Genomic DNA, 20,593 nt, shown 5'->3' with positions numbered 1-20,593 from the left:
AAAAGAGTGAGTAACCCAAGCTCCCGGCGGTTATTGAAGACCGCCGCCGCAACGCTTACCGGGGCGGTGCTGGCGATGACCTTCTCGGTCGCGCCGGCCACCGCCGCCCCCTTGGTGGACCCGGACCAGACAGGCTCCATCACTGTTCACAAGTTCGAACGCCCCGCCACTCCGACGGGCTTGCCCAACAACGGCACTCCCGTGGATACCTCGGGCCTGACACCGCTGAGCGGCATTGAGTTCACAGTCCAGCAGGTCAACACCATCGACCTCGCCTCCAACGCCGGATGGGACGCCGCACACAACCTGAGCAGCGTCTTCTCCCCCTCGGATCCCACAGGGTCCATCACCGGCGCCGGATACAGCCTCGGCGCGGGACAGGCACAGGCCACCGACACCCAGGGTACTGCAGCCTTCACCAACCTCCCTGTAGGCCTGTACCTCGTCACGGAGACCAACTACCCCGCCGGTGTGACGCCGTCGGCACCGTTCCTGGTATCCATTCCCTTGACCGACCCGGACAACCAGGACAACTGGCTCTACGACGTCCACGTTTACCCGAAGAACTCGGTCAGCGGAGCAGAAAAGACCGTCACTGATGTTCCCGACGTCAAGCTGGGCGACCAGATCGACTTCACCATCACCGGCGACATCCCCAATGAGGAAGTCATCGACGGCTACAAGATCGTCGACCAGCTCGACGACAAGCTGACGTACGTCAGCACTACTCTCAGCCTGGTTGACGGCACGGTCCTCACCGAAGGTGTCGACTACACGGTGGTCTTCGATTCTGCGTCAAACACCGTCTCCGTAGTCTTCACTCCGGCCGGCCTGGACGTCTTGGAGGCCCACACAGACAGCCGCGTCAAGATGGTTGTTGGCACCACCGTGAACACCATTGGTGAGATCGAAAACGAAGCTTTGGTCTACCCGAACGCTGCCAGCGTCAACGCCACCCCGGGCCAGCCCGGCGGCCCGATCGTCACGCCTCCGGTTGTTACCAAGTGGGGTGAGATCACCCTTGAGAAGGTTGACGAGAACGGCGCAGCCCTGGCTGGAGCCTCCTTCTCCATCTACACCAACCAGGCTGACGCCGAGGCCGGCACCAACCCGATCAGCCTGAACGGCGAGACCGAGTTCACCGTTGCTGCTGATGGAACGCTGACCGTGTCCGGTCTGCGTTACTCCGATTGGGCCAACGGCGTTGCCGTTGCACAGGGCGATGCCAACTTCCGTACCTACTACCTGGTTGAAACCAAGGCGCCTGCCGGATACGAGTTGCTCGCCGAACCGATCTCCTTCCTGATCAATGCCACAACGACGCCTGTGGGAATCGACCTGCAGGTCAAGAACGTCCCGTCCAACTCGGGCTTTGAGTTGCCGTTCACCGGTGGCCCCGGAACGAGCGTCCTTTACATTGCCGGCGCCCTGATCCTTGGCGGCGCTGTCCTGCTGTTCGCGCGCTCCCGCAAGGCGAGCAACAACTAGCAGTCCCAGGAGCCCGTCTCCATCCAGAACAAAGTGGGGAAGAACAGCCAGCGCCGTTCTTCCCCACTTTGCTGCCATTAGTACGTCCCAGGAGAAACATGACCCAGCCCGAATCTTCTCCCACACAACAACACAGCCGCCGACGCTGGAGCAGGCAGCGTCTGGTGGTTGTGTTGGCCGCCATTATTGGCGTTGGTGTGCTCCTGTACCCCACCGCGGCAGCGTGGTTTTCAGACCGCATCCACGCCACGGAAATCAGTGGCTATGTAGAAACGGTCGAGAGCCTTTCGCCTGCAGCGCAGGAGAGCCTGTTGAAGGAAGCACGGCAGTTTAATGCAGAGCTCCCATCAGGCCCGCTGCGTGACCCTTACACCTTGAACGAAGACGGCGGCCGGTCGCCCGTCAGCGCAGATTCGGAGACGTACCGCAAGCTGCTCGATGTGGGCCCGGGCGGCATGATGGCTCGTATCAGCATCCCGTCCATCCACACTGACCTCCCCATCTTCCATGACACGGATGAAGCGACCTTGGCCAAGGGAGCGGGCCACCTCGTCGGTTCCAGCTTGCCTGTAGGGGGTACAGGCAGCCACAGCGTGATCACAGCGCATTCAGGTTTCGTCAGCGCCAAGCTCTTCGATGACCTGGACAGGGTGAGCGTGGGCGATACCTTCACCCTCAGCGTCCTGGGCGAAACCTTGTATTACAAGGTGGACCAAATCCTCACGGTCTTGCCGGAAAAGACGGACGACCTCCGGAAGGTCGATGGTAAGGACTACGTGACATTGGTGACCTGTACTCCCACCGGAGTCAACAGCCACAGGCTCCTTGTGCGTGGTGAACGCGTCGACGGACCGTCAACTGCAGGCGGAACAGCCCTGCCAAGCCAAGCGATGGATCCTGGTTTCCCTTGGTGGGCGGTGGTGTTGGTTCTGACGTCCGTTGGCGCTGTGGTGGCGACCAAACCCCGGGAAGCAGCCAAACGTCGTCGCACTCTTGTAACACAAGTGCACGACTTGTATCCTAAGTAGCAACTTGTCACTTAGGAGACCCCATGAGCCCCGTCGACCTTGTCCGCCACGTCAAACTATCCACTGCACGGCTGCCCCTCGCGGTGCCCATCAGTGACGCCAAGGTCTTCACAGGCCGGCAAAAGCCCATGACAGAGGTGGTCTTCCTCTTCGCCGAAATCACCACGGAACAGGGCCATAGCGGCCTTGGCTTCAGCTATTCGAAGCGGGCCGGCGGCCCCGCGCAGTACGCCCATGCCAAGGAAGTTGCCCAGGGCCTGATCGGCGAGGACCCTAACGACATTGGCAAAATCTACGCCAAGCTCCTCTGGGCGGGCGCATCGGTGGGCCGTTCCGGCGTCGCCACCCAAGCGCTTGCCGCCGTCGACATTGCGCTGTACGACCTCAAAGCCAAACGTGCCGGACTCCCCTTGGCCAAGCTCCTCGGCTCCTACCGCGATTCCGTCCGGACCTACAACACCTCAGGCGGCTTCCTGAACGCCACGTTGGACGAGGTCAAAGCCCGTGCCACCCAGTCCATCGAGGAAGGCATCGGCGGCATCAAGATCAAGGTCGGCCTGCCCGACTCCAAGGAAGACCTCCGCAGGGTGGCCGGCGTCCGCGAACACATCGGCTGGGACGTTCCACTCATGGTGGATGCCAACCAACAGTGGGACAGGGCCACGGCCCTGCGCATGGGCCGCCAACTGGAGGAATTCAACCTCATCTGGATCGAAGAACCCCTGGACGCGTACGACTTCGAGGGCCACGCCCACCTTGCCCAGGTCCTGGACACGCCCATCGCCACCGGCGAAATGCTTGCCTCGGTGGCCGAACACAAGGGCCTCATCAACGCCAACGGCTGCGACATCATCCAACCGGACGCACCGCGCGTCGGCGGCATCACGCAGTTCCTGCGCCTGGCGACCCTCGCGGATGAGCGCGGCCTGGGCCTGGCGCCGCACTTCGCAATGGAAGTCCACCTCCACCTCGCAGCCGCCTATCCCGCCGAGCCGTGGGTGGAGCACTTCGACTGGCTCGATCCGCTCTTCGAGGAACGGCTGGAGACGAAGGACGGCCGCATGATCGTCCCGGATCGCCCCGGCTTGGGCGTGACACTCAGCGGGCAGGCGCGTGCCTGGACCACCGAGTCCGTGGAGTTCGGCGCGTAATCTTGAAGCCATGAGCCGGAACCTGACCGCGGACCTCGCCGCCGATCTTCGCAACCGCATCGTCGACGGCGTCATCCAGCCAGGTGAGAAGCTTCCCAGCGAAAATACGCTCATCAGCGAATTCGGGGTGAGCAGAACCGTCGTCCGCTCTGCCTTGACGCGATTGCAGGCCGAGGGACTCGTGGAAACCGAACGGGGGCGGGGCAGCTTCGCGCTGACCCCGCCTGCCGACGCGCCCGCCCAAGCCCCGGGCGCCCGTGCCGTGTCCAGCCTCGAAGACCGGCTCCAGATGCTCGACTTCCGCATCGGCGTCGAAACTGAAGCCGCCGCCCTCGCTGCGCAACACCGCACGGACCGCCAACTCAAGGCCGTACACGGGGCCCTCGAGCAGTTCACTGCCGGTTCCGGCCATCCGGCCCAAGCCATGAAGGCCGACTACGAGTTCCACCGTGCGGTCGCGGCGGCGTCCGGCAATCCCTTTTACATGGACTGCATCGACGCGCTGGGGCAGACCATGATCACCATGCCGCGCCGCCGCCTGGTCTCAAGCGACGAACCTGACTCCCCCGAACACTTCGCCCACGTGGTGCACGAGCACGCCTCCATCTATGCGGCCATCGCGGAGTCGGACCCGGCCGCTGCCGCGGCAGCCATGCGCATGCACCTGAGCAACTCACGACGCCGGCTCAGGACTTCGGCGCGCGGCTAACCTCCCGCCCCACCCCACCCAACTAGGTCGCATTTAAGCGCGTTTAGACCGCCCAGAACGCGCTTAACTGCTACCGAGTTGGGTGCGCACAGGACAAAGGTGGGCGCACAACAAAAGAGCCCCGGTCCAAAGACCGGGGCTCTTTCTGATTGCGTGCGCGAGGGGGGATTTGAACCCCCACACCCTTTCGGATACTGGCACCTGAAGCCAGCGCGTCTGCCGTTCCGCCACTCGCGCGCAACTTCTTTTTCCACAAGCTCATCGGCATTCCGGCTTCGCTTCCTTCAAAAGCAGCGAGATCAAGCATAACGGACACCGTGGGAAAAACACCAATCGGCCATCGCGGGCAGCCCGGAAGGATGATCAGCACCCCGGGTTCAGCCACCAAACACGGGCTTCAACGGCTTTTACAGAGAGGAAAATCAGATCCCTTCCTCCCCCGCCAGCACAGGCAAGGAGTGAACTTTTCCGGGCCGCACGGCGTTGTGGATTAAGGCCATTCCCAGTCACTCCAAGTAGTATCGGGAAAGAGAAGGGCCGTTTGGCGCTCACTTTGCTGTGTGCGCCTACAGTCTGCAAACCAGGCACAACGGGTGCCGCGATCAGGAAAGGAGAAGGACCATGGGCTTGCTGGACAAAGTCGAGCGGGGCATTGAAAAGGCTGTCCGCAACGTCTTCTCCACGGGGTCGCGGGCGCGTGTTGAGCCGGTGGAAATTGCCAGCAAATTGCGGCGGGAGCTGGACAACCAGTCCATCACCATTGCCGCCGGCAGGACACTCGCCCCCAACGTCTTCGATGTCCTCCTCAGCAATGACGACTTCGCCAGGGCGCAGGAGTGGGGCACTCCCCTTGCCGAAGAGCTGTGCGATGTAGTCATCCAACACGTTCGCAGCCAGGGCTACACGCTTCAGGGACCGGTAAGGATCTCCTTCCGCCGCAATGAAGAAGAACGTGCCGGCCATTTTGAAATCGCCTCAAGGACAGAAAAATCCGGAGGTGCCCAGCAGGCTCCCCGGCCGAATGTCCCCGCCGCTCCCGTGCGTCAGCCAACCCGCCTCCAGCCTGTCTTGGACATCGGTGGCCAGCGTTATTCCCTCAACGCCCAGTCCGTAATACTGGGCCGCTCTTCTGAAGCGGACATCCTGGTGGACGACACCGGTGTTTCCCGGAAGCACCTTGAGGTCCGCACCCAAAACGGCACCACTTGGGCCGTCGACCTTGGGTCCACCAACGGCAGCTATGTCAACGGGCACAAAGTGGACGGCAGCGTGGAACTCACTGACGGCTCAACCATCACGATGGGACGTACCAAGATTATTTTCCGCCTTCTCCCCCAGAACCCGGGTGGCAACGCGTGAACGACATCAGCGAACTGACAATCACGGCTCTTCGCTTCGGTTTCCTCCTGCTGCTCTGGGTCCTGATCTTCAGCATTGTGTCCACCATGCGGCGGGACTTCCAGATCGGCCGCAAAGCCGTGACCGGCGCTCCTACAGCCCGCGAGGTCCGTAAGCACCCCGAGCTGGCAGCTTCACCGCCGCCGGCCATCCAGCACGCCCGCAACCTCGTAGTCACCGAGGGCCCGTTGAAGGGCACCACGGTCCCGCTCGCTGCCAGCCCCATCCTGCTTGGCCGCGCCCAGGAAGCCACCCTGGTCCTCGAAGACGATTACGCCTCAGGCCGCCACGCGCGCTTGTTCCCGCAGGGCAGCCGCTGGTTCATTGAGGACCTCGGCTCCACCAATGGCACATACCTGGCCGATCAGCAGCTCACCCGCGCATTGCCGGTGGAGCTTGGCGTCCCCGTGCGAATCGGCAAGACGGTCATTGAATTGAGGCCGTAGTCCATGGCCTCTACCGAGACCACCGAAGGCAACGAAACACCGGCGGAGCGCCCCCTCATCATGCGTTACGCCGCGCGTTCCGACGTCGGACGGATCCGCTCCAAAAATGACGACTCCGCCTACGTGGGGCGTCATCTTGCCGTGGTTGCCGATGGCATGGGCGGTCACGCGGGAGGCGACGTCGCCTCTGCGTCTACGGTGCTGGACATGATCCACCTGGACCACGACGATTACCAGGACGGCGCCGATACCGTCCTCGCGGACGAGATCCAGACCGCCAACTCGCTGTTGTCCGAGCTGGTGCACCAGAATCCCAAACTGTCAGGCATGGGCACGACGGTCACTGCGCTCCTCCTCGAGGGACGCAAGCTGCACTTTGCGCACATCGGCGACTCCCGCGCGTACCGGCTCCGCAATAAGAAGTTCGAACAAATCAGCATCGACCACACGTTCGTTCAGCGCCTCATTGACGAAGGCAGGCTGCGCCCGGAAGAAGCGGAAACCCACCCGCACAAGAACGTGCTCATGCGCGTCCTCGGTGACGTCGATGCCAGCCCCGAACTGGACCTTGATGTCCTCGACGTCGAGCCCGGTGAGCGCTGGCTGCTCTGCTCCGACGGCCTGAACTACGTGGCCGGCCACGTCGTTGAGCGGATGGTCCGGGAGATCAAGGACCTCCGCGAATGCGTGGAAACCCTCGTTGACCTCACTCTCGAGGCCGGAGCACCGGACAACGTCACCGTGGTGATGCTCGAGATCGCGGAAGAAACGGACGACGACGTCGCAACGGCCGCCGTGGACATCGTCCCGGCCGCCGGGGCCACCCCGCGGGACGAACCGGACGCCGTTACAGCCAGCAAATCGGCGGAGGACGCCGAGGAGTCCGCGGCTTCCAAGAAGCAGGAAAAAGAGCCTTCCGTCGCGAAGACCGCCGGTGCCGGTTCCTCCTTCAGTTCGGGGACTCCGGGGTCGGCAGAAGAGCAGCCTGACCGGACCAGCCCCTCAACGAAGCCCGATGCTACGGAAACCGCGGAAGCCACAGAGGACTCCAAGGAACCTCCTGCCACCACCGACCCCAATCTCGGCGAGCACCTTTCGGCCGAAGTCCTTCGGGAGGAACTGGCCAGCCGCCCGCACCTGCTCGTGGGCGCAGCTGCTACTGCGGCCGAGACCGGCTCCATTCCAACTGTCGCTGGCCGTACGGTAGCCCGTCGGGCAGCAACCGTCCTGACCCACAAAGCGGAGCAGGACCGCCTGGAACTGCCGGAACCGCCCCGTCGCCGCTTCCGCTGGCTCATCCCGGCCGTCGCTGCGGTGGTAGTCCTGGGCGTTGTGGTGGGTCTTTGGCTGGGATACGCCTGGACCCAAACCCGCTACTACGTGGGGGAGTTCGACCAGCGCGTGGCCATCTTCAATGGCATTTCCCAACGTTTGGGACCCATCCAGCTCTCCCGCCTTGAAGCCGTCACGGACCTGCGCGTTGACTCGCTGCCCGAGTACGGCCAGCAGAGCGTGCGCCAGACCGTACCTGCGGGCGATCTGGACGATGCCCAGCGCATCGTGGAGAACTTGAAGAACTTCGGCAGCGCCTCGGCCAACTGCCCCAGTCCTTCTCCTTCTGCCACGGCCACGCCTTCGCCGACTGCAAGCGTCCCTGTCCCCAGCACGGCAGCAATTGCCACCCCAACGCCCTCGCCCGTCCCGACTCCATGTGAGGCGGCAAAATGAGCCAAACAGACATCACCCCCAAGCCCCGCCGGAACGTTGAGCTGGTTCTCATCGTCCTGGCTTTGGCGGTGGGTATCGGTGCCAGCGCCCTGGTCAGCATCAACTCTGAATCCGGCCTGGACAACGACTTTTGGTTCCAGTCGAGTCTTCTGGCTGTAGCTGCCTTCGCCTTCCACGTGGTCCTGAGGCTCCGGGCTAAATATGCCGACCCAGTAATACTTCCAATTGTCGTTGCACTCAACGGTTTGGGCCTGGCCCTCATCCACCGCATGGATGCCCCCGGCGACGACACGGGAAACAACCAGCTCCGATGGACCCTGATCGCCATGGCGGTCGCTATCGCGGTGATCTGGTTCCTCAAAGACCACCGGATCCTGCGTCGCTTCACCTACATTTCATTGGCAGTGAGCGCGTTCCTGCTGCTCCTTCCCCTGATTCCCGGCATCTCCGCCGGAGAAATCCTTGGTGCAAGGGTGTGGATCCGGGTAGGGCCCATGACCTTCCAGCCGGGCGAAATCGCAAAGATCACCCTCGCTATATTCTTCGCAGGGTATCTATCCTCCAACCGCGACCTCATCCTGTTGGCCGGCCGGAAGATCGGCCCCATGCAGTTCCCGCGTTTCAAGGATCTTGGCCCCATGATCACCGCGTGGCTGGTGAGCATCGGCGTCCTGGTCTTCCAGCGCGATCTTGGCTCCTCCATCCTCTTCTTCGGCTTGTTCATCGTGATGATCTACGTGGCCACGAGCCGAATCTCATGGGTGGTCATTGGTGTCACCCTCATACTCGGCGGCGGCTTCATCGCCTCGCGGATCTTCGCCCACGTAGCTTTCCGCATCGACAGCTGGATCAATGCCTTCACCCCGGAAGTCTTCGGACGTTCTCCCGGCGGCAGCGGCCAGATCGTGCAGGGCCTGTTCGGCATGGCCGACGGCGGCCTGGTGGGCACCGGCCTCGGCCAAGGCAGGCCGGACCTGGTCCCCTTTGCCAACAGCGACATGATCGTTGCGCTGATTGGCGAAGAACTGGGACTCATCGGCTTGTTTGCCGTGGTGATGCTTTATCTCCTGCTGTTCACGCGCGGTTTCCGCGCTGCCCTCGGAACCAGGGATGCCTTCGGAAAGCTGTTGGCCTGCGGACTGTCGTTCGCCATCGCCCTGCAGTGCTTCGTGGTGATCGGCGGCGTTACCCGGCTCATTCCGCTCACGGGCCTCACCACGCCGTTCCTTGCCGCCGGCGGATCCTCGCTGCTGGCCAACTGGATCATTGTCGGCCTGCTGCTGATGATCTCCAACACGGCGCGTGGCCCTGTGGATACCACCCCCATGGTCACTAAACCTCCAGCAACCAGCAGCACTCCGGCCGCACGCAGGCCGGCCACCGGACAGACACCCAGCGCACCAACAGAGGCGGTGAAGCAGCAATGAACCAGGCTATTAGGAGTTCATGGATGGCTGCCGTCGCCATGTTCGCGCTGATCTTCGGTGCCATCAGCTACGTGCAGGTCATCGGCGCTGACGAGCTCAACGCCAACCCGTGGAACCAGCGTGCCATCCTGGCGTCCTTCTGCAACGACCGCGGCGCCATCATCGTGGACGGGAAGCCCATTGCCGAGTCGGTGCCAGGGACGGAATCCTGTGCCTTCCAGCGGAAGTACACGGAGCCGGAACTCTATGCCGGTATCACCGGGTACTTCTCCAAGGGATTTGGCTCCACCGGCCTGGAACAGTCAATGGGCGACACCTTGGCCGGCAACTCGGACCAGCTCTTCCTGGACCGCGTCAGCCAAATGTTCCTTGGCAACGAGCCCAAGGGCGCGTCCGTTGAGTTGACCCTTGATCCGGACATCCAAAAGCTCGCATACGACCTCATCCCTGACGGCCAGCGCGGGTCCATTGTGGTGACGAACCCCAAGACCGGAGCGATCCTGGCGATGGTGTCCAAGCCTTCCTACGATCCCAACCTCATCGCCACTCATGACACCAAGGCAGCACAGGCCAACTACACCGAGCTGAACCAGATTCCCGGCATCAACCTGAACCAGAACGTCAGCGGCCCCACGGGCAACCTGCTGTCGCCGGGATCGGTCTTCAAGCTCGTCGACACCGCAGCAGCGCTGAACTCGGGCAAGTACAACAAGGACAGCGAACTGCCGAATCCGGCCAGCCTTCCGCTTCCGGGGTCCAGCGCAAGCCTCCCCAACTATGCCGGCGGTAACTGCAACGTCCGGGAGACGGCGTCGTTCTCTTTCGCCCTTGAGCAGTCCTGCAACACGCCTTTTGCCAGCATCGCCCTGGACCTCGGCCAGGATGCCATCAGGGAGCAGGCTGAGAAGTTCGGATTTGGTGACAACTTCGGCGATCAGCTCAAGCTCCAGATGGCCCCGAGCGTCTTCCCCAAGGACCTTGACCAGGCCCAGCTTGCCCAGTCCTCGGTGGGACAGCGCGACGTGAAGGCTACGCCGTTGCAGATCAACCTCATGACTGCGGCCATCGCCAACGGCGGAACGCAGATGAAGCCCAGCCTGGTGAAGACCGTCAGGGCGCCGGACCTTCGCGTCATCAGTGAAACCAACCCCGAAACCCTCCGCAAGAGCACCACTGAACCCATCGCCAGCCAGATCACCGAATGGATGACCAGCGCCGTGGACAACGGCATCGCCAACGGCGCGTCCGTCCCGGGAGTCAAGGTGGCCGGTAAGACCGGCACCGCCGAACTCGGTGATTCAGGCCTGAACAATTCATGGTTCACCGGGTTTGCCCCGGCGAACGACCCGCAAGTGGCCGTCACCATCGTCATGGAAGGTGTGGATGTGCTCAGCGGCTCAAAGCTAACCAGTCCGAACGCAAAGAAGATTTTTGAGGCGGTGTTGAATAAGTGAGGCCTACTTCGGGAATCACACTCGGCGGCAGGTTCCAGCTGACCAGTCGCATTGCGATTGGCGGCATGGGCGAGGTCTGGAAGGCCAAGGACCAGATTCTGGGCCGGATCGTTGCCATTAAGGTGCTCAAGGAGGAATACACGGGCGACCCCGGGTTCCTCCAGCGTTTCCGCGCTGAAGCACGGCACACCGCGCTCCTCAACCACATCGGCATCGCCAACGTCTTCGATTACGGCGAGGAGGCCGGTTCGGCGTACCTGGTCATGGAACTCGTCCCCGGCCACCCGCTGAGCGCCATCCTGGAGCGCGAGCAGGTGCTGTCTCCGGACATGACGCTTTCCATCATTTCCCAGACGGCACGCGCCCTGGCGGTGGCACACGCACAAGGCCTGGTGCACCGCGACATCAAGCCGGGCAACCTCCTGATCACCCCGGACAACCGGGTCAAGGTCACGGACTTCGGCATCGCACGCTTGGCCGACCAAGTGCCGCTGACGCAGACCGGACAGGTCATGGGCACCGCCCAGTATCTGGCTCCGGAGCAGGCCACGGGGCAGACCGCCACGGGTTCCTCGGATATTTACTCCCTGGGCGTCATCGGTTACGAGTGCCTCACCGGGCACCGGCCGTTCTCCGGCGAATCCCAGATTGCGATCGCCCTTGCACAGGTCAACGACGCTCCACCGCCGCTTCCGGAGACGCTGCCGACGCCCGTGCGCGCACTCTTGATGTCCATGCTGGCCAAGGACCCCAAGAACCGTCCCGCCAACGCCATCAAACTGGCCGAAGCCGCGGAAGCGATCCGTAACGGAGACATCGCCACCGCCCACGCCGCGGTGCCCGGCATGCTCCTCTTCGAGGACTCAACCGGTCCCCTCACCGCACCCGTCAACACCGCCACGGCACCCACCGGCGTCGTCGCCTCACCATTCGGAAAAGAGCAATCGACGACGGCGACTTCCGCACTTCCGGTGGTCGGCGCAGCTGCCGCCGGGGCTGCTGCAGGCGCCGCAGGCGCTTCCGCAGCGTCATCGGACAACGCCTTGGCCCGGGCCAATGCGTTGGAGGCAGAGCGTCAGCTCAATGACGAAGAAGTGATCTACAGCGACGACGACAATTACGACGACGCTGAGCCCGACCGCAAGAAACGCAGTCCCTGGACCTGGCCTTTGGTGGCTTTGATCCTGCTGGTTCTCTTCGCCTTGGTTGGATTCCTGATTTCACAGTCCGGGTTCTTTTCACCGAGCCCTTCTCCGAGTGAATCCACATCGTCCAGCCCCAGCCGGACGTCGACGCCGTCGTCAACTTCGGCAACGCCCACACCCACGCAAACCTCCCAGGCGCCCTCGCCGACCCAGACCACACCCCAGAAGGTCAACGTCATTCCGGAAGAGTACCTGGGCCAGCCGTTTGAAACGGCCAGCGCGGCTCTTCGGGGCCTCGGCCTTGGCGTCAACGGCCAGGAGGTCTTCGACGACACCGCCGCCGTCGGGATTGTTGTTGAGGTGAACCCGAGCGGTCCTGTTGACCCCGGCACCACCATCACCGTCAAGTACTCCAAGGGACCCGAGAAGCCCGCCACCGTCCAGGTTCCGAACATCGCTCCGGGTGCCAGTGAGGCGCAGGTGCGGGCCACCCTCGAAGGCGCCGGCCTCCGCTGGATTCCGGGAGATCCCGTCAACGGTGCCGTCGGCCAGGCACCGAACACCTTCGTCAGGTCATCACCTGCCGTCGGAACCGAAGTTGAGGAAGGCTCCACCGTCACGTACTTCCTCTCCCGGTCCGTTGTGCCCACCAGTCCGTCAACCTCCAGCGGCAGCCCCAGCGGCCGCCCGAGCAACTAAGTAGTCCTTGATGACATCGTCACGGCAGGGTCCTGCACACCGGGAGGAGGGCACATCTGTGTCTGAGCAACGCATCCTCAACGGCCGCTATGAGCTGGGTGAGCTGATCGGTCGTGGCGGGATGGCTGATGTCTACCGCGGGACGGACACCCTGCTGGGACGGACCATAGCGGTGAAGGTACTGCGCGCCGACCTCGCCCGGGACCCCCAGTTCCAGGCCAGGTTCAAGCGCGAAGCCCAGGCAGTCGCTGCCCTGAACCACGCCTCCATTGTGGCCATCTTCGATACAGGTGAATACTCCATCCCGGGCGGACCCGGCGAGGACGTGCGGGTTCCCTACATCGTCATGGAATTCGTGGCAGGACGCACCCTGCGGGACATGATCAAGGCCAAGGAACTGACGGTCGAGGGCTCCATCGGCTACACCTTGGGAGTCCTGTCGGCCTTGGAATACAGCCACAGAGCGGGGATCGTCCACCGCGACATCAAGCCTGCCAACGTGATGGTCTGCGCCGATACGGGCGAGGTCAAGGTCATGGACTTCGGCATCGCCAGGGCAATGGCTGATTCTTCCGCGACCATGACCCAAACCCAGGCCGTTGTGGGCACTGCCCAGTACCTTTCCCCGGAGCAGGCCCGCGGCGAAACAGTCGATGCGCGGAGCGACCTCTACTCGGCCGGCTGCCTGCTCTACGAATTGTTGACCGGCAGGCCGCCGTTCGTTGGTGACAGTCCCGTCTCCGTCGCGTACCAGCATGTTCGGGAAACCCCGGACAAGGCCAGCATCCACAACCCCGACGTGTCCGAGGCATTGGACTCCGTCCTGGCCAAGGCCCTGCAGAAAAACCGCGACGACCGGTTCCAGGATGCCGCTGCCTTCCGCCGTGCCTTGAGGGCGGCCAGCAACGGCGTCCCCGTACCTGCCGTTCCGGCCAGCGAGGCACCCACGGACCCCAACGACCTCGTGGACGACGACAATCCCTCCACACAGCTGCTCAGCGCCACCGCCGTCGGATTCCTCAACGTCGACCAGATCAATGACGATCCCGAGCACGCCGACTACGCGGAGCCACAGGGCTATGCCCTCAGGCAGGCGGATGACGACCTTCCTCTTGGCCTCCCGCCGGAACGCGAGCGTACCGCGCGGCAGAAGTCCCGCCGTCGTGCCTGGGCGGCAACCTTGGCAATCTTCACCATCCTGGTCCTCGCCGGGGCCGGGTTCTGGATCTACAGCGTGGTGAACGCGGCGCCGCCGGCACCTGCCAAAGTTGCCGTACCTGCGGTGGCCAATATGTCCGAATCACAGGCTCTCCAAGAGCTGTATGGTGCCAAGTTGGTTCCCAAGACCACGCGGGTAGCGAGCGACACCGTGGCGAAGGACATGGCAATAGGCACGTCCCCGGATGCGGGGGCAATGCTGGAACAGAACGCCGAAGTGGTGCTCAACATATCCAGCGGGCCCAGCTCGGTCACCATCCCCAAGGACATAGCCGGGCGGACAGAACCCGATGCCCGCGACTACCTGAAGCGCCTGGGCATTACCGGCGCCATTTCCACCGTCCGGACGCACAGCCCCACGGTGCCCTTCGGCCTGGTGATCACCACAGGACCGGCTCCGGGCGCACCCATTGCAGCCGGCTCCAACGTTGAGCTGCAGGTGTCTTCCGGACGCGTCCTGATGCCCCAGCTCGCAGGCCTCACCCAAGCCGAGGCGGAGGCTCTCCTGAAGGAAAACGGCCTGCTGATGGCCGTCGTCGAACAGGAGAATACACAGGTTGAACCGGGCAAGGTAACGGCCCAGAGCGATGCCGCCAACACCGAAGTGGAACAGGGGAAGACCATCACGGTAACGCTGGCCAAGGCGCCCGCCCCGGAGCCGACACCGACCCCCAAACCCACGGAAACGGACAAGCCGAAGCCGACTCCCACCAAGAAGGACTAGTTTCAGGCATGCCTGAGGGCTGGGGGCATCCGGCAGCCTGCGTCAAAGCGACGAAGGAGCAGCACGCAGAGGATGCCTCCAGCCCTCAGCAGAGCGGCTTCCTAGTGCTGGATCAGCGGGCTCAGTTTGGCCGCGCGTTCGGCTGCGCCGTGCATTCCCAGGGACTCGAGCCAGTTGCCGAGCATCTGGTAGCCGCCCTCGGTGAGCACGGATTCCGGGTGGAACTGGACTCCGCACAGAGGTGCCGTCTTGTGCTGCAGGCCCATCACTACACCGTTGGTGGTCTCGGCAGTGATCTCCAGGACGTCGGGAATGGAATCACGCACCGCGGCAAGCGAATGGTAGCGCGTTGCGGTGACGGGGGAGGGCAGGCCCGCGAAGACGCTCTTGCCGTCGTGCCGGACCGGTGACGTCTTGCCGTGCATAAGCTCCGGGGCGTGCGTGACGACTCCGCCGTATGCTTCCGCAAGTGCCTGATGGCCGAGGCACACGCCGAACATGGGCTTGCCATTCTCGCCGCACCACTTGATGAGGTCGATGCACACGCCGGCTTCCGCCGGCGTGCCCGGGCCCGGTGAGATCAGGACGCCGTCGCGCGCTGCGGCGAGCTCCTTCGCTTCGGCAAGGGTTACGTCGTCGTTCCGGACGACCGTTGTCTCGGCCCCGAGCTCCTGAAGGTATCCAACAAGGGTGTAAACGAAGCTGTCGTAGTTATCCACGACCAGGATTTTTGCTGTGCTCATGGCTGCTGCACTGAACCAATCGTTGAGTCGGTCAAGGTGGTGAACTGGGAAACCCAGGGGAACAGGAACTCGATCATCAGGATCACGGCTACCGCCACGAGTACCACTGATGTCAGGATCCGGACCCACAAGGGGCCCGGAAGATTGCGGAATATCCATGCGTACACCGGTTACCCCTTTCCTTGGGCCTGGGCTACTTGAGCGGCAATTTCCGACGGCGGGCCGGCTGAGGAGGGCTGCCAACTGTCCAGGATGGAGTAGGCAATAATCCGTTCCTGGGACCCGAAGCGGGGATTGCAGCTGGTCATGGTCAGGAAGCTTTCCGTGGGAGTGGCCTTCGGCTGGGTGGGCACGGGCAGCAGCACGTCGGTTTGGCTCGGGAGGACGATCTGGTTATTGCGGAACACGTAGGTGTAGTAGCCCTCCTTGGTCTGGACGTAGACCTTGTCCCCGGGCACCAGGGTGTGGATGCTGTCCAGGACGGCTCCGTGGGTCTGGCGGTGGCCTGCCACCGCAAAGTTCCCCACAGCACCGGGCATACTGGTGCTTCCGTAGTGACCCAGGCCCAGCGTGTCCAAAACATCGGAACCGGTTCCCTCGATGATGGGGCGCGTGTAACCCGGACCGAAGCGCGGGATGTACATGATGCCGATTGTTTGACCGTACCCCGGGGCTGCTGAAACCACCGGAGGGCCGTAGTCAGCAGGGGCGGGCGCCGGCTCCACGGGACCGGAGAGTTCCTGGGCGAAGCTCTTTACCGCCTCTGACTGCTTGGCGTCTGCCTCGACGTTGGTCCACCACAGCTCCCAGGCAACGAAGAGAAGCAGGACGATTCCTGCGGTGATCAGGAGCTCGCCCAGAATTTGGATGATCTTGCGGATAACGTCCATCGGTCCGGTCTTCCGGCGCGGTGGTCTCTTTCGCAGGTCCTGGGCAGGGGGCGCTACAGCAGTGGTTGACGACTGCTGGTGCGCCACGGGATCTCCTCGTTTCAGGGGGCGCGGGCGGCGCGGGCGGCCCCTTGGTTGCGGCTAGACTTGACAGCTAGTACCACCCCGGAATGCCGCGTGGCCGTTGACCGCTGGAATTTTCCTTCCTGCAGGATACCAAGGCATGCCGTTACGGGTTTAGTTGCATCAGCCAAGGAGGATCCGTGCCCGAGTCCAAGCCCCGCAAGCGGCCTGCCCGTCAGGAGCAGCAGACTTCCGCAGCGCAGCAGTACAAGCCGAACCCCGTGTGGTTCAAGCCGGTGATGTTCGGCCTGATGATCCTCGGCCTGCTGTGGATCATCACGTTCTACATCACCGAAGGTCAGTTCCCGGTACGGGACTGGGCTTCGTGGAACATCGTGGCCGGCTTCGGCATCGCAATCGTGGGCTTTCTGATGACCACTCGCTGGCGGTCCTGACGCCGCCGGGAAAGTCCCACCTCACGTTTTCCTGCCCGTGAACGTCTACAGGGTATGAGCACCAGGCACACCACCATGGACTCCCCGCTGGGGCAGTTGACGCTGACTGCCAGCGGGCAGTTCCTCACGGGCATTTTCTACGAGGGCCATTGGCACCTGCCGCCTGCGGATTACTTCGGCTCATTGGCCGCTGGCGGGGATCCCGTTTTCTCACGGGCGGAAGCCGAATTGGCCGAGTACTTGGGCGGGAACCGAACACACTTCGAGGTGCCCTTCAAAGTGCGGGGAAACCAGCTCCAGGAAAAAGTCTGGCATCGCCTGCAGTTGATCCCCTACGGGGAAACGGTCACCTACGGGCAACTGGCAACCGAACTCGGCGATCCCCACCTTGCCCAGGCGGTGGGCTCCGCAGTGGGACGCAATCCGCTCAGCATCATTGTTCCGTGCCACCGCGTGGTGGGAAGCACGGGCCGCCTCACTGGTTACGCGGGCGGCTTGGACAATAAGAGATTCCTTTTGGAATTGGAGGAGCCTGCGGCTGTCAAAGAGAGCAAGCTCTTCTGATGGGACCAATTCCCCCGGCACCCCCAAAGAGACCGTTCGAAACCGTGGTGCAGGAACACGGCGCCACGGTCCTGCGCGTGTGCCGGGCCATTGTTGGCATTCACGACGGCGAGGATGCTTGGTCCGAGACTTTCCTGTCAGCACTGAAGGCCTATGGAGACCTGCCGGCAGATGCCAATACGGAGGCATGGCTTGTGACCATTGCCCATCGGAAATGCATCGACATCCTGCGCGCGTCGGTTCGGAGGCCGGTGCCGGTACAGCAAACGCCCGATGTGCCCTCGAGCCTGGGTGTGCCGGATGAGGGGCAGGTGGAACTACTCGACGCCGTCGGTCAGCTGCCGCCGAAGCAACGTCAGGCGATCGCCTACCACTATCTTGTCGGGCTTCCTTACAAGGATGTTGCGGCCCTTGTGGGCGTAACTCCGGACGCTGCCCGCCGGGCAGCAGCGGACGGCGTCAAAGCTCTCCGGGCTGCGCTCGGCCGGCCTTCACCCACCGTTCTATTGCCGACTGCTTTGAGAGGAGTACCCGGATGACCTCCGTGGAACAGGAACCCGGCGATGTGGGCACCATGTTGAAGTCCTTGGACTCCGGGCTGGAAGCTTCACTGGTAGCCCTTCGTGCCCGCTTGGCCCGTGCGGCGTGGGAAGACCACTCCCTGGATATCGCCTACCGGGTGGTGGAGTCACCGGTCGGAAGGCTCCTCTTGGCCGCTACTGCACGGGGCATGCTCCGGGTAGCTTTCCAACTCGAAGACCACGCGTCAGTACTTCAACAGCTTTCCAACACCGTCAGCCCACGAATCCTTGAGGCCCCCGGGCTGCTGGACGAAGCCGCCCGCCAACTCGATGAATACTTCAGCGGCCAGCGCCGGACGTTCAACCTCCCCTTGGATTTCAGCCTCTCGCGCGGCTTCCGCCTGGACGTCCTCCATCATCTGCCGCACATTGCCTATGGAACCACGGAGAGCTACTCGCAGGTGGCCAGGGCAGCGGGCAGCCCCAACGCAGTCCGGGCGGTGGGCACAGCCTGCGCCACCAACCCTCTGCCGGTCATCGTGCCATGTCACCGGGTGGTCCGGACCGATGGAACCTACGGAGGGTATCTCGGCGGCACGGAAGCGAAACGAACTCTCCTGACCTTGGAGGCCGCGGCATGACCGAGGACGCCCTGTTCCCGGTCGAGCTCGTCCAACCGCAGGGGAGCCACTCCGGCCCGCGTCTGGTCGCACCCGGCGCAGTGCACGTTCCCGGTTGGCTCACCGATGAGCAACAGCGCTGGATCGTGGCCCGGTTTGGGGAGTGGACACAGGGTCCGGTGCCGCTGCGTGCGGCCACGTTGCCGGGCGGCCAGCAGATGTCCGTCAAGACCGTATGCCTGGGCTGGCACTGGCAGCCGTACAAGTACACGCGGGAAGCAACAGACGTCAATGGCCGCCCTGTCCTCGATTTCCCCGACTGGATGGTTCGGTTGGGCAAGAAGGCAGTCTCAGAGGCATATGCACCGGAGTTGGTCCAGGACGCCTCCCTGAGCGGCCTGGCCGACGGCTACGCACCGGACGCTGCACTGGTGAACTTCTACGGCGATGGCGCGGCCATGGGGATGCATCAGGACAAGGACGAACGGTCCAGTGCGCCTGTGGTGTCCATCAGCATTGGCGACTCCTGCGTATTTCGGTTCGGAAACACCCGGACCCGTACCAAACCCTACGAGGACGTGCAGTTGCGGTCGGGCGACCTGTTTGTGTTCGGCGGGCCATCGCGGTTTGCCTACCACGGCATCCCCAAGGTCCACCCCGGCACGGCACCCTCGGATTGCGGTCTTTCCCACGGCCGCATCAACATCACCATGCGCGTCACCGGGATGTCGTAGCCCGCGGGCACAATATCCCCAACGGGGAAATCCAATGCAGGGTTTTCCACACTTAGCCAAAAGGAGCTACGAATGAATCCCGCGGAGAACGGCACGGTCATTGGCGGGGACGGCCTGGCACGGCCTGCGTGGGCAGCTTCGGATCCCTTGATGCAGGCTTACTACGACCATGAATGGGGAATGCCTGTCCGGGACGAGCAGGGGCTATATGAACGCATCAGCCTGGAAGGCTTCCAAGCCGGGCTGTCCTGGGCCACCATCCTCCGAAAGAGGGAAGCGTTCAGGGAAGCCTTCCTTGATTTCCATCCGGAGAGCGTGGCCACCTTTACCGAGGCTGATGTGGAGCGGTTGATGCTGGATGCGGGCATCGTACGGAACCGCCTCAAGATACGTGCAACGATCACCAACGCCAAAGCCACCATTGCCCTCCGTGAGGAAGGTGGGCTGGTTGACTTTGTCTGGTCATTTAAGCCCGACAAGACGCCCGCTCCCAAAACCCTCGCGGACATTCCCACGACGTCGCCCGAGTCCATAGCGCTGTCCAAAGCGCTCCGGAAGAAGGGCTTCGCTTTCGTTGGCCCCACCACCATGTACGCCCTCATGGAAGCTGTGGGAATCATCGACACCCACTTGGTGGACAGCCATCGACGCGGCTCCTCGGGCGTCTGGAACTGAGCGCTCCTCAGCCTTCGAACTAGCTCCGCGGGCTTTGGAGAACTCCGCCAAGGCCCACCGCAGTGCCTGACGGCGTGCTTGCCTTCCACAGAAAGTGCGTAACTTTATCCACAGCCGTGGATAACTTCTGTGGACATCCACGGAACTGGCGCCAAAAGCCCCGGACTGGTGCGTTCTCCGGGCTACCCGGCAGTAGCAACCGGGTTTTACCCACTGTGTACGAGGCTGTGGATATTGCAGGTTCATTCGGTCAAAGTTCATCCACCCGAGCTTGTGCTTGTTCGCCGACGTTCGAACAGGCACCTGAAAGACGTCCTCACAGAGTTACCCACTTAACAACAACGAGCCGCTCACGAGTTATCCACAGATGGGGAAAAGTTGTGGGTATAGCGGCGGAAACCCTTGTCATGGCAGGCTTCAGCGCCCGCAGGAGCTCCGAAACTACACGACTGTAAGTTATTAACAGTGTTGATAACTCTGTTGATAGGCGCTTGTTAACAGGCGGATTAACAGCTTTTTCCACACCCCTGCCCTCAGGGCTTCTCTTGTCCACAAACAGCCTCCTGCAGGGGACAAAGTTATCCACAGATGTGGATCAACACATGCCAAACGGGGGATATCTGCCCCATTTCACGTGCCGGCTGGCCTTTAGCGTCCTAACTACACGTATGTAAGTTAGTCACAGTGTGGATAACATCTGTGGATAACGCCGG

At 62.9% G+C, this 20,593-nt stretch carries 20 protein-coding genes and 1 tRNA gene; 17 read left to right on the top strand and 4 right to left on the bottom strand.

The features are described from left to right. The first annotated feature begins 6 nt into the window (after positions 1-6). From QN084_RS11000 to QN084_RS10985, 4 genes are all read left to right on the top strand, one after another. On the top strand, positions 7-1,488 hold the full coding sequence (locus QN084_RS11000; protein ID WP_069696604.1) for a SpaH/EbpB family LPXTG-anchored major pilin: 1,482 nt from the start codon (positions 7-9) through the stop codon (positions 1,486-1,488). Positions 1,489-1,586: 98 nt separating this feature from the next. Continuing rightward, positions 1,587-2,516, top strand: a complete 930-nt coding sequence (locus tag QN084_RS10995; protein ID WP_069696603.1) for a class C sortase — start codon at positions 1,587-1,589, stop codon at positions 2,514-2,516. Positions 2,517-2,539: 23 nt separating this feature from the next. Continuing rightward, entirely contained in the window at positions 2,540-3,667 is a 1,128-nt protein-coding gene (locus QN084_RS10990) for an L-talarate/galactarate dehydratase (RefSeq protein WP_069696602.1), read from the top strand. Positions 3,668-3,677: 10 nt separating this feature from the next. After that, the gene (locus tag QN084_RS10985; protein ID WP_062094395.1) at positions 3,678-4,376 is read left to right on the top strand and encodes a FadR/GntR family transcriptional regulator; all 699 of its coding nucleotides are present in this window, start codon (positions 3,678-3,680) and stop codon (positions 4,374-4,376) included. 154 nt (positions 4,377-4,530) lie between these two features. Here QN084_RS10985 and QN084_RS10980 read toward each other — a convergent pair. Then, a tRNA-Leu gene (locus tag QN084_RS10980) sits at positions 4,531-4,613 on the bottom strand. Between the two features lie 384 nt (positions 4,614-4,997). Between QN084_RS10980 and QN084_RS10975 the strand changes: the two genes are divergently transcribed. The 7 genes from QN084_RS10975 to pknB are packed head-to-tail and all read left to right on the top strand — an operon-like array spanning position 4,998 to position 14,615. Next, positions 4,998-5,735 (top strand): FHA domain-containing protein, encoded by a 738-nt coding sequence (locus tag QN084_RS10975; protein WP_062094393.1) that lies wholly within the window; start codon positions 4,998-5,000, stop codon positions 5,733-5,735. Positions 5,736-5,740: 5 nt separating this feature from the next. Then, positions 5,741-6,220, top strand: a complete 480-nt coding sequence (locus QN084_RS10970) for an FHA domain-containing protein FhaB/FipA (protein ID WP_031216763.1) — start codon at positions 5,741-5,743, stop codon at positions 6,218-6,220. Between the two features lie 3 nt (positions 6,221-6,223). Then, positions 6,224-7,948 carry a PP2C family serine/threonine-protein phosphatase gene (locus tag QN084_RS10965; protein WP_069696601.1) on the top strand — a complete coding sequence of 575 codons (1,725 nt, stop codon included), beginning with the start codon at positions 6,224-6,226 and terminating at the stop codon, positions 7,946-7,948. Continuing rightward, complete coding sequence (locus QN084_RS10960; RefSeq protein WP_062094391.1) at positions 7,945-9,375, top strand: FtsW/RodA/SpoVE family cell cycle protein; 1,431 nt, start codon at positions 7,945-7,947, stop codon at positions 9,373-9,375. The genes QN084_RS10965 and QN084_RS10960 overlap by 4 nt, the downstream gene beginning before the upstream one ends. Next, positions 9,372-10,829: a penicillin-binding transpeptidase domain-containing protein gene (locus QN084_RS10955; RefSeq protein ID WP_069696600.1), complete on the top strand. Its 1,458-nt coding sequence runs from the start codon at positions 9,372-9,374 to the stop codon at positions 10,827-10,829. The genes QN084_RS10960 and QN084_RS10955 overlap by 4 nt, the downstream gene beginning before the upstream one ends. Next, complete coding sequence (locus tag QN084_RS10950) at positions 10,826-12,673, top strand: protein kinase domain-containing protein (RefSeq protein WP_069696599.1); 1,848 nt, start codon at positions 10,826-10,828, stop codon at positions 12,671-12,673. The genes QN084_RS10955 and QN084_RS10950 overlap by 4 nt, the downstream gene beginning before the upstream one ends. 10 nt (positions 12,674-12,683) lie before the next feature. Further along, complete coding sequence (gene pknB / locus QN084_RS10945; protein WP_062094386.1) at positions 12,684-14,615, top strand: Stk1 family PASTA domain-containing Ser/Thr kinase; 1,932 nt, start codon at positions 12,684-12,686, stop codon at positions 14,613-14,615. Positions 14,616-14,716: 101 nt separating this feature from the next. Here the strand turns inward: pknB and QN084_RS10940 are convergent, their stop codons facing one another. From QN084_RS10940 to QN084_RS10930, 3 genes are read right to left on the bottom strand one after another with little or no spacing between them, the layout of a single operon-like run. Then, positions 14,717-15,358: an aminodeoxychorismate/anthranilate synthase component II gene (locus QN084_RS10940; RefSeq protein WP_021473189.1), complete on the bottom strand. Its 642-nt coding sequence runs from the start codon at positions 15,356-15,358 to the stop codon at positions 14,717-14,719. After that, positions 15,355-15,525: a hypothetical protein gene (locus tag QN084_RS10935; RefSeq protein ID WP_021473188.1), complete on the bottom strand. Its 171-nt coding sequence runs from the start codon at positions 15,523-15,525 to the stop codon at positions 15,355-15,357. The genes QN084_RS10940 and QN084_RS10935 overlap by 4 nt, the downstream gene beginning before the upstream one ends. 3 nt (positions 15,526-15,528) lie before the next feature. After that, a complete protein-coding gene (locus tag QN084_RS10930; RefSeq protein WP_170828592.1) occupies positions 15,529-16,248 on the bottom strand; it encodes a class E sortase in 720 nt (239 codons plus the stop codon). Between the two features lie 263 nt (positions 16,249-16,511). On the opposite strand from QN084_RS10930, the gene QN084_RS10925 reads away from it, so the two are divergent. From QN084_RS10925 to QN084_RS10900, 6 genes are all read left to right on the top strand, one after another. Next, positions 16,512-16,766, top strand: coding sequence for a cell division protein CrgA (locus QN084_RS10925; protein WP_021473186.1), 255 nt, complete (start codon positions 16,512-16,514; stop codon positions 16,764-16,766). Positions 16,767-16,820: 54 nt separating this feature from the next. Continuing rightward, positions 16,821-17,330, top strand: coding sequence for a methylated-DNA--[protein]-cysteine S-methyltransferase (locus QN084_RS10920; protein WP_069696597.1), 510 nt, complete (start codon positions 16,821-16,823; stop codon positions 17,328-17,330). Then, complete coding sequence (locus QN084_RS10915; protein WP_062094380.1) at positions 17,330-17,869, top strand: RNA polymerase sigma factor; 540 nt, start codon at positions 17,330-17,332, stop codon at positions 17,867-17,869. Before QN084_RS10920 ends, QN084_RS10915 begins: the two co-directional genes overlap by 1 nt. Beyond that, positions 17,866-18,492: a methylated-DNA--[protein]-cysteine S-methyltransferase gene (locus QN084_RS10910; protein WP_062094378.1), complete on the top strand. Its 627-nt coding sequence runs from the start codon at positions 17,866-17,868 to the stop codon at positions 18,490-18,492. Before QN084_RS10915 ends, QN084_RS10910 begins: the two co-directional genes overlap by 4 nt. Beyond that, positions 18,489-19,205 (top strand): alpha-ketoglutarate-dependent dioxygenase AlkB family protein, encoded by a 717-nt coding sequence (locus QN084_RS10905; protein ID WP_069696596.1) that lies wholly within the window; start codon positions 18,489-18,491, stop codon positions 19,203-19,205. The genes QN084_RS10910 and QN084_RS10905 overlap by 4 nt, the downstream gene beginning before the upstream one ends. Before the next feature lie 72 nt (positions 19,206-19,277). Next, complete coding sequence (locus QN084_RS10900; protein ID WP_069696595.1) at positions 19,278-19,880, top strand: DNA-3-methyladenine glycosylase I; 603 nt, start codon at positions 19,278-19,280, stop codon at positions 19,878-19,880. The last annotated feature ends 713 nt before the right edge of the window (positions 19,881-20,593 follow it).

This window comes from Paenarthrobacter sp. R1 (genome assembly GCF_030264015.1).
Classification (GTDB): domain Bacteria; phylum Actinomycetota; class Actinomycetes; order Actinomycetales; family Micrococcaceae; genus Arthrobacter; species Arthrobacter ureafaciens.
This window is presented reverse-complemented; position numbering and strand designations above follow the sequence as displayed.

What these genes read in the sequence shown, in the direction of transcription:
- QN084_RS10995 (WP_069696603.1), top strand. Translation starts at nt 1,587, where the DNA reads ATGACCCAGCCCGAATCTTCTCCCACACAACAACACAGCCGCCGACGC.
- QN084_RS10975 (WP_062094393.1), top strand. Translation starts at nt 4,998, where the DNA reads ATGGGCTTGCTGGACAAAGTCGAGCGGGGCATTGAAAAGGCTGTCCGC.
- QN084_RS10900 (WP_069696595.1), top strand. Translation starts at nt 19,278, where the DNA reads ATGAATCCCGCGGAGAACGGCACGGTCATTGGCGGGGACGGCCTGGCA.
- pknB (WP_062094386.1), top strand. Translation starts at nt 12,684, where the DNA reads ATGACATCGTCACGGCAGGGTCCTGCACACCGGGAGGAGGGCACATCT.
- QN084_RS10960 (WP_062094391.1), top strand. Translation starts at nt 7,945, where the DNA reads ATGAGCCAAACAGACATCACCCCCAAGCCCCGCCGGAACGTTGAGCTG.
- QN084_RS10940 (WP_021473189.1), bottom strand. Translation starts at nt 15,358, where the DNA reads ATGAGCACAGCAAAAATCCTGGTCGTGGATAACTACGACAGCTTCGTT.
- QN084_RS10910 (WP_062094378.1), top strand. Translation starts at nt 17,866, where the DNA reads ATGACCTCCGTGGAACAGGAACCCGGCGATGTGGGCACCATGTTGAAG.
- QN084_RS10930 (WP_170828592.1), bottom strand. Translation starts at nt 16,248, where the DNA reads ATGGACGTTATCCGCAAGATCATCCAAATTCTGGGCGAGCTCCTGATC.
- QN084_RS10965 (WP_069696601.1), top strand. Translation starts at nt 6,224, where the DNA reads ATGGCCTCTACCGAGACCACCGAAGGCAACGAAACACCGGCGGAGCGC.
- QN084_RS10985 (WP_062094395.1), top strand. Translation starts at nt 3,678, where the DNA reads ATGAGCCGGAACCTGACCGCGGACCTCGCCGCCGATCTTCGCAACCGC.
- QN084_RS10920 (WP_069696597.1), top strand. Translation starts at nt 16,821, where the DNA reads ATGAGCACCAGGCACACCACCATGGACTCCCCGCTGGGGCAGTTGACG.
- QN084_RS10915 (WP_062094380.1), top strand. Translation starts at nt 17,330, where the DNA reads ATGGGACCAATTCCCCCGGCACCCCCAAAGAGACCGTTCGAAACCGTG.
- QN084_RS10905 (WP_069696596.1), top strand. Translation starts at nt 18,489, where the DNA reads ATGACCGAGGACGCCCTGTTCCCGGTCGAGCTCGTCCAACCGCAGGGG.
- QN084_RS10955 (WP_069696600.1), top strand. Translation starts at nt 9,372, where the DNA reads ATGAACCAGGCTATTAGGAGTTCATGGATGGCTGCCGTCGCCATGTTC.
- QN084_RS10990 (WP_069696602.1), top strand. Translation starts at nt 2,540, where the DNA reads ATGAGCCCCGTCGACCTTGTCCGCCACGTCAAACTATCCACTGCACGG.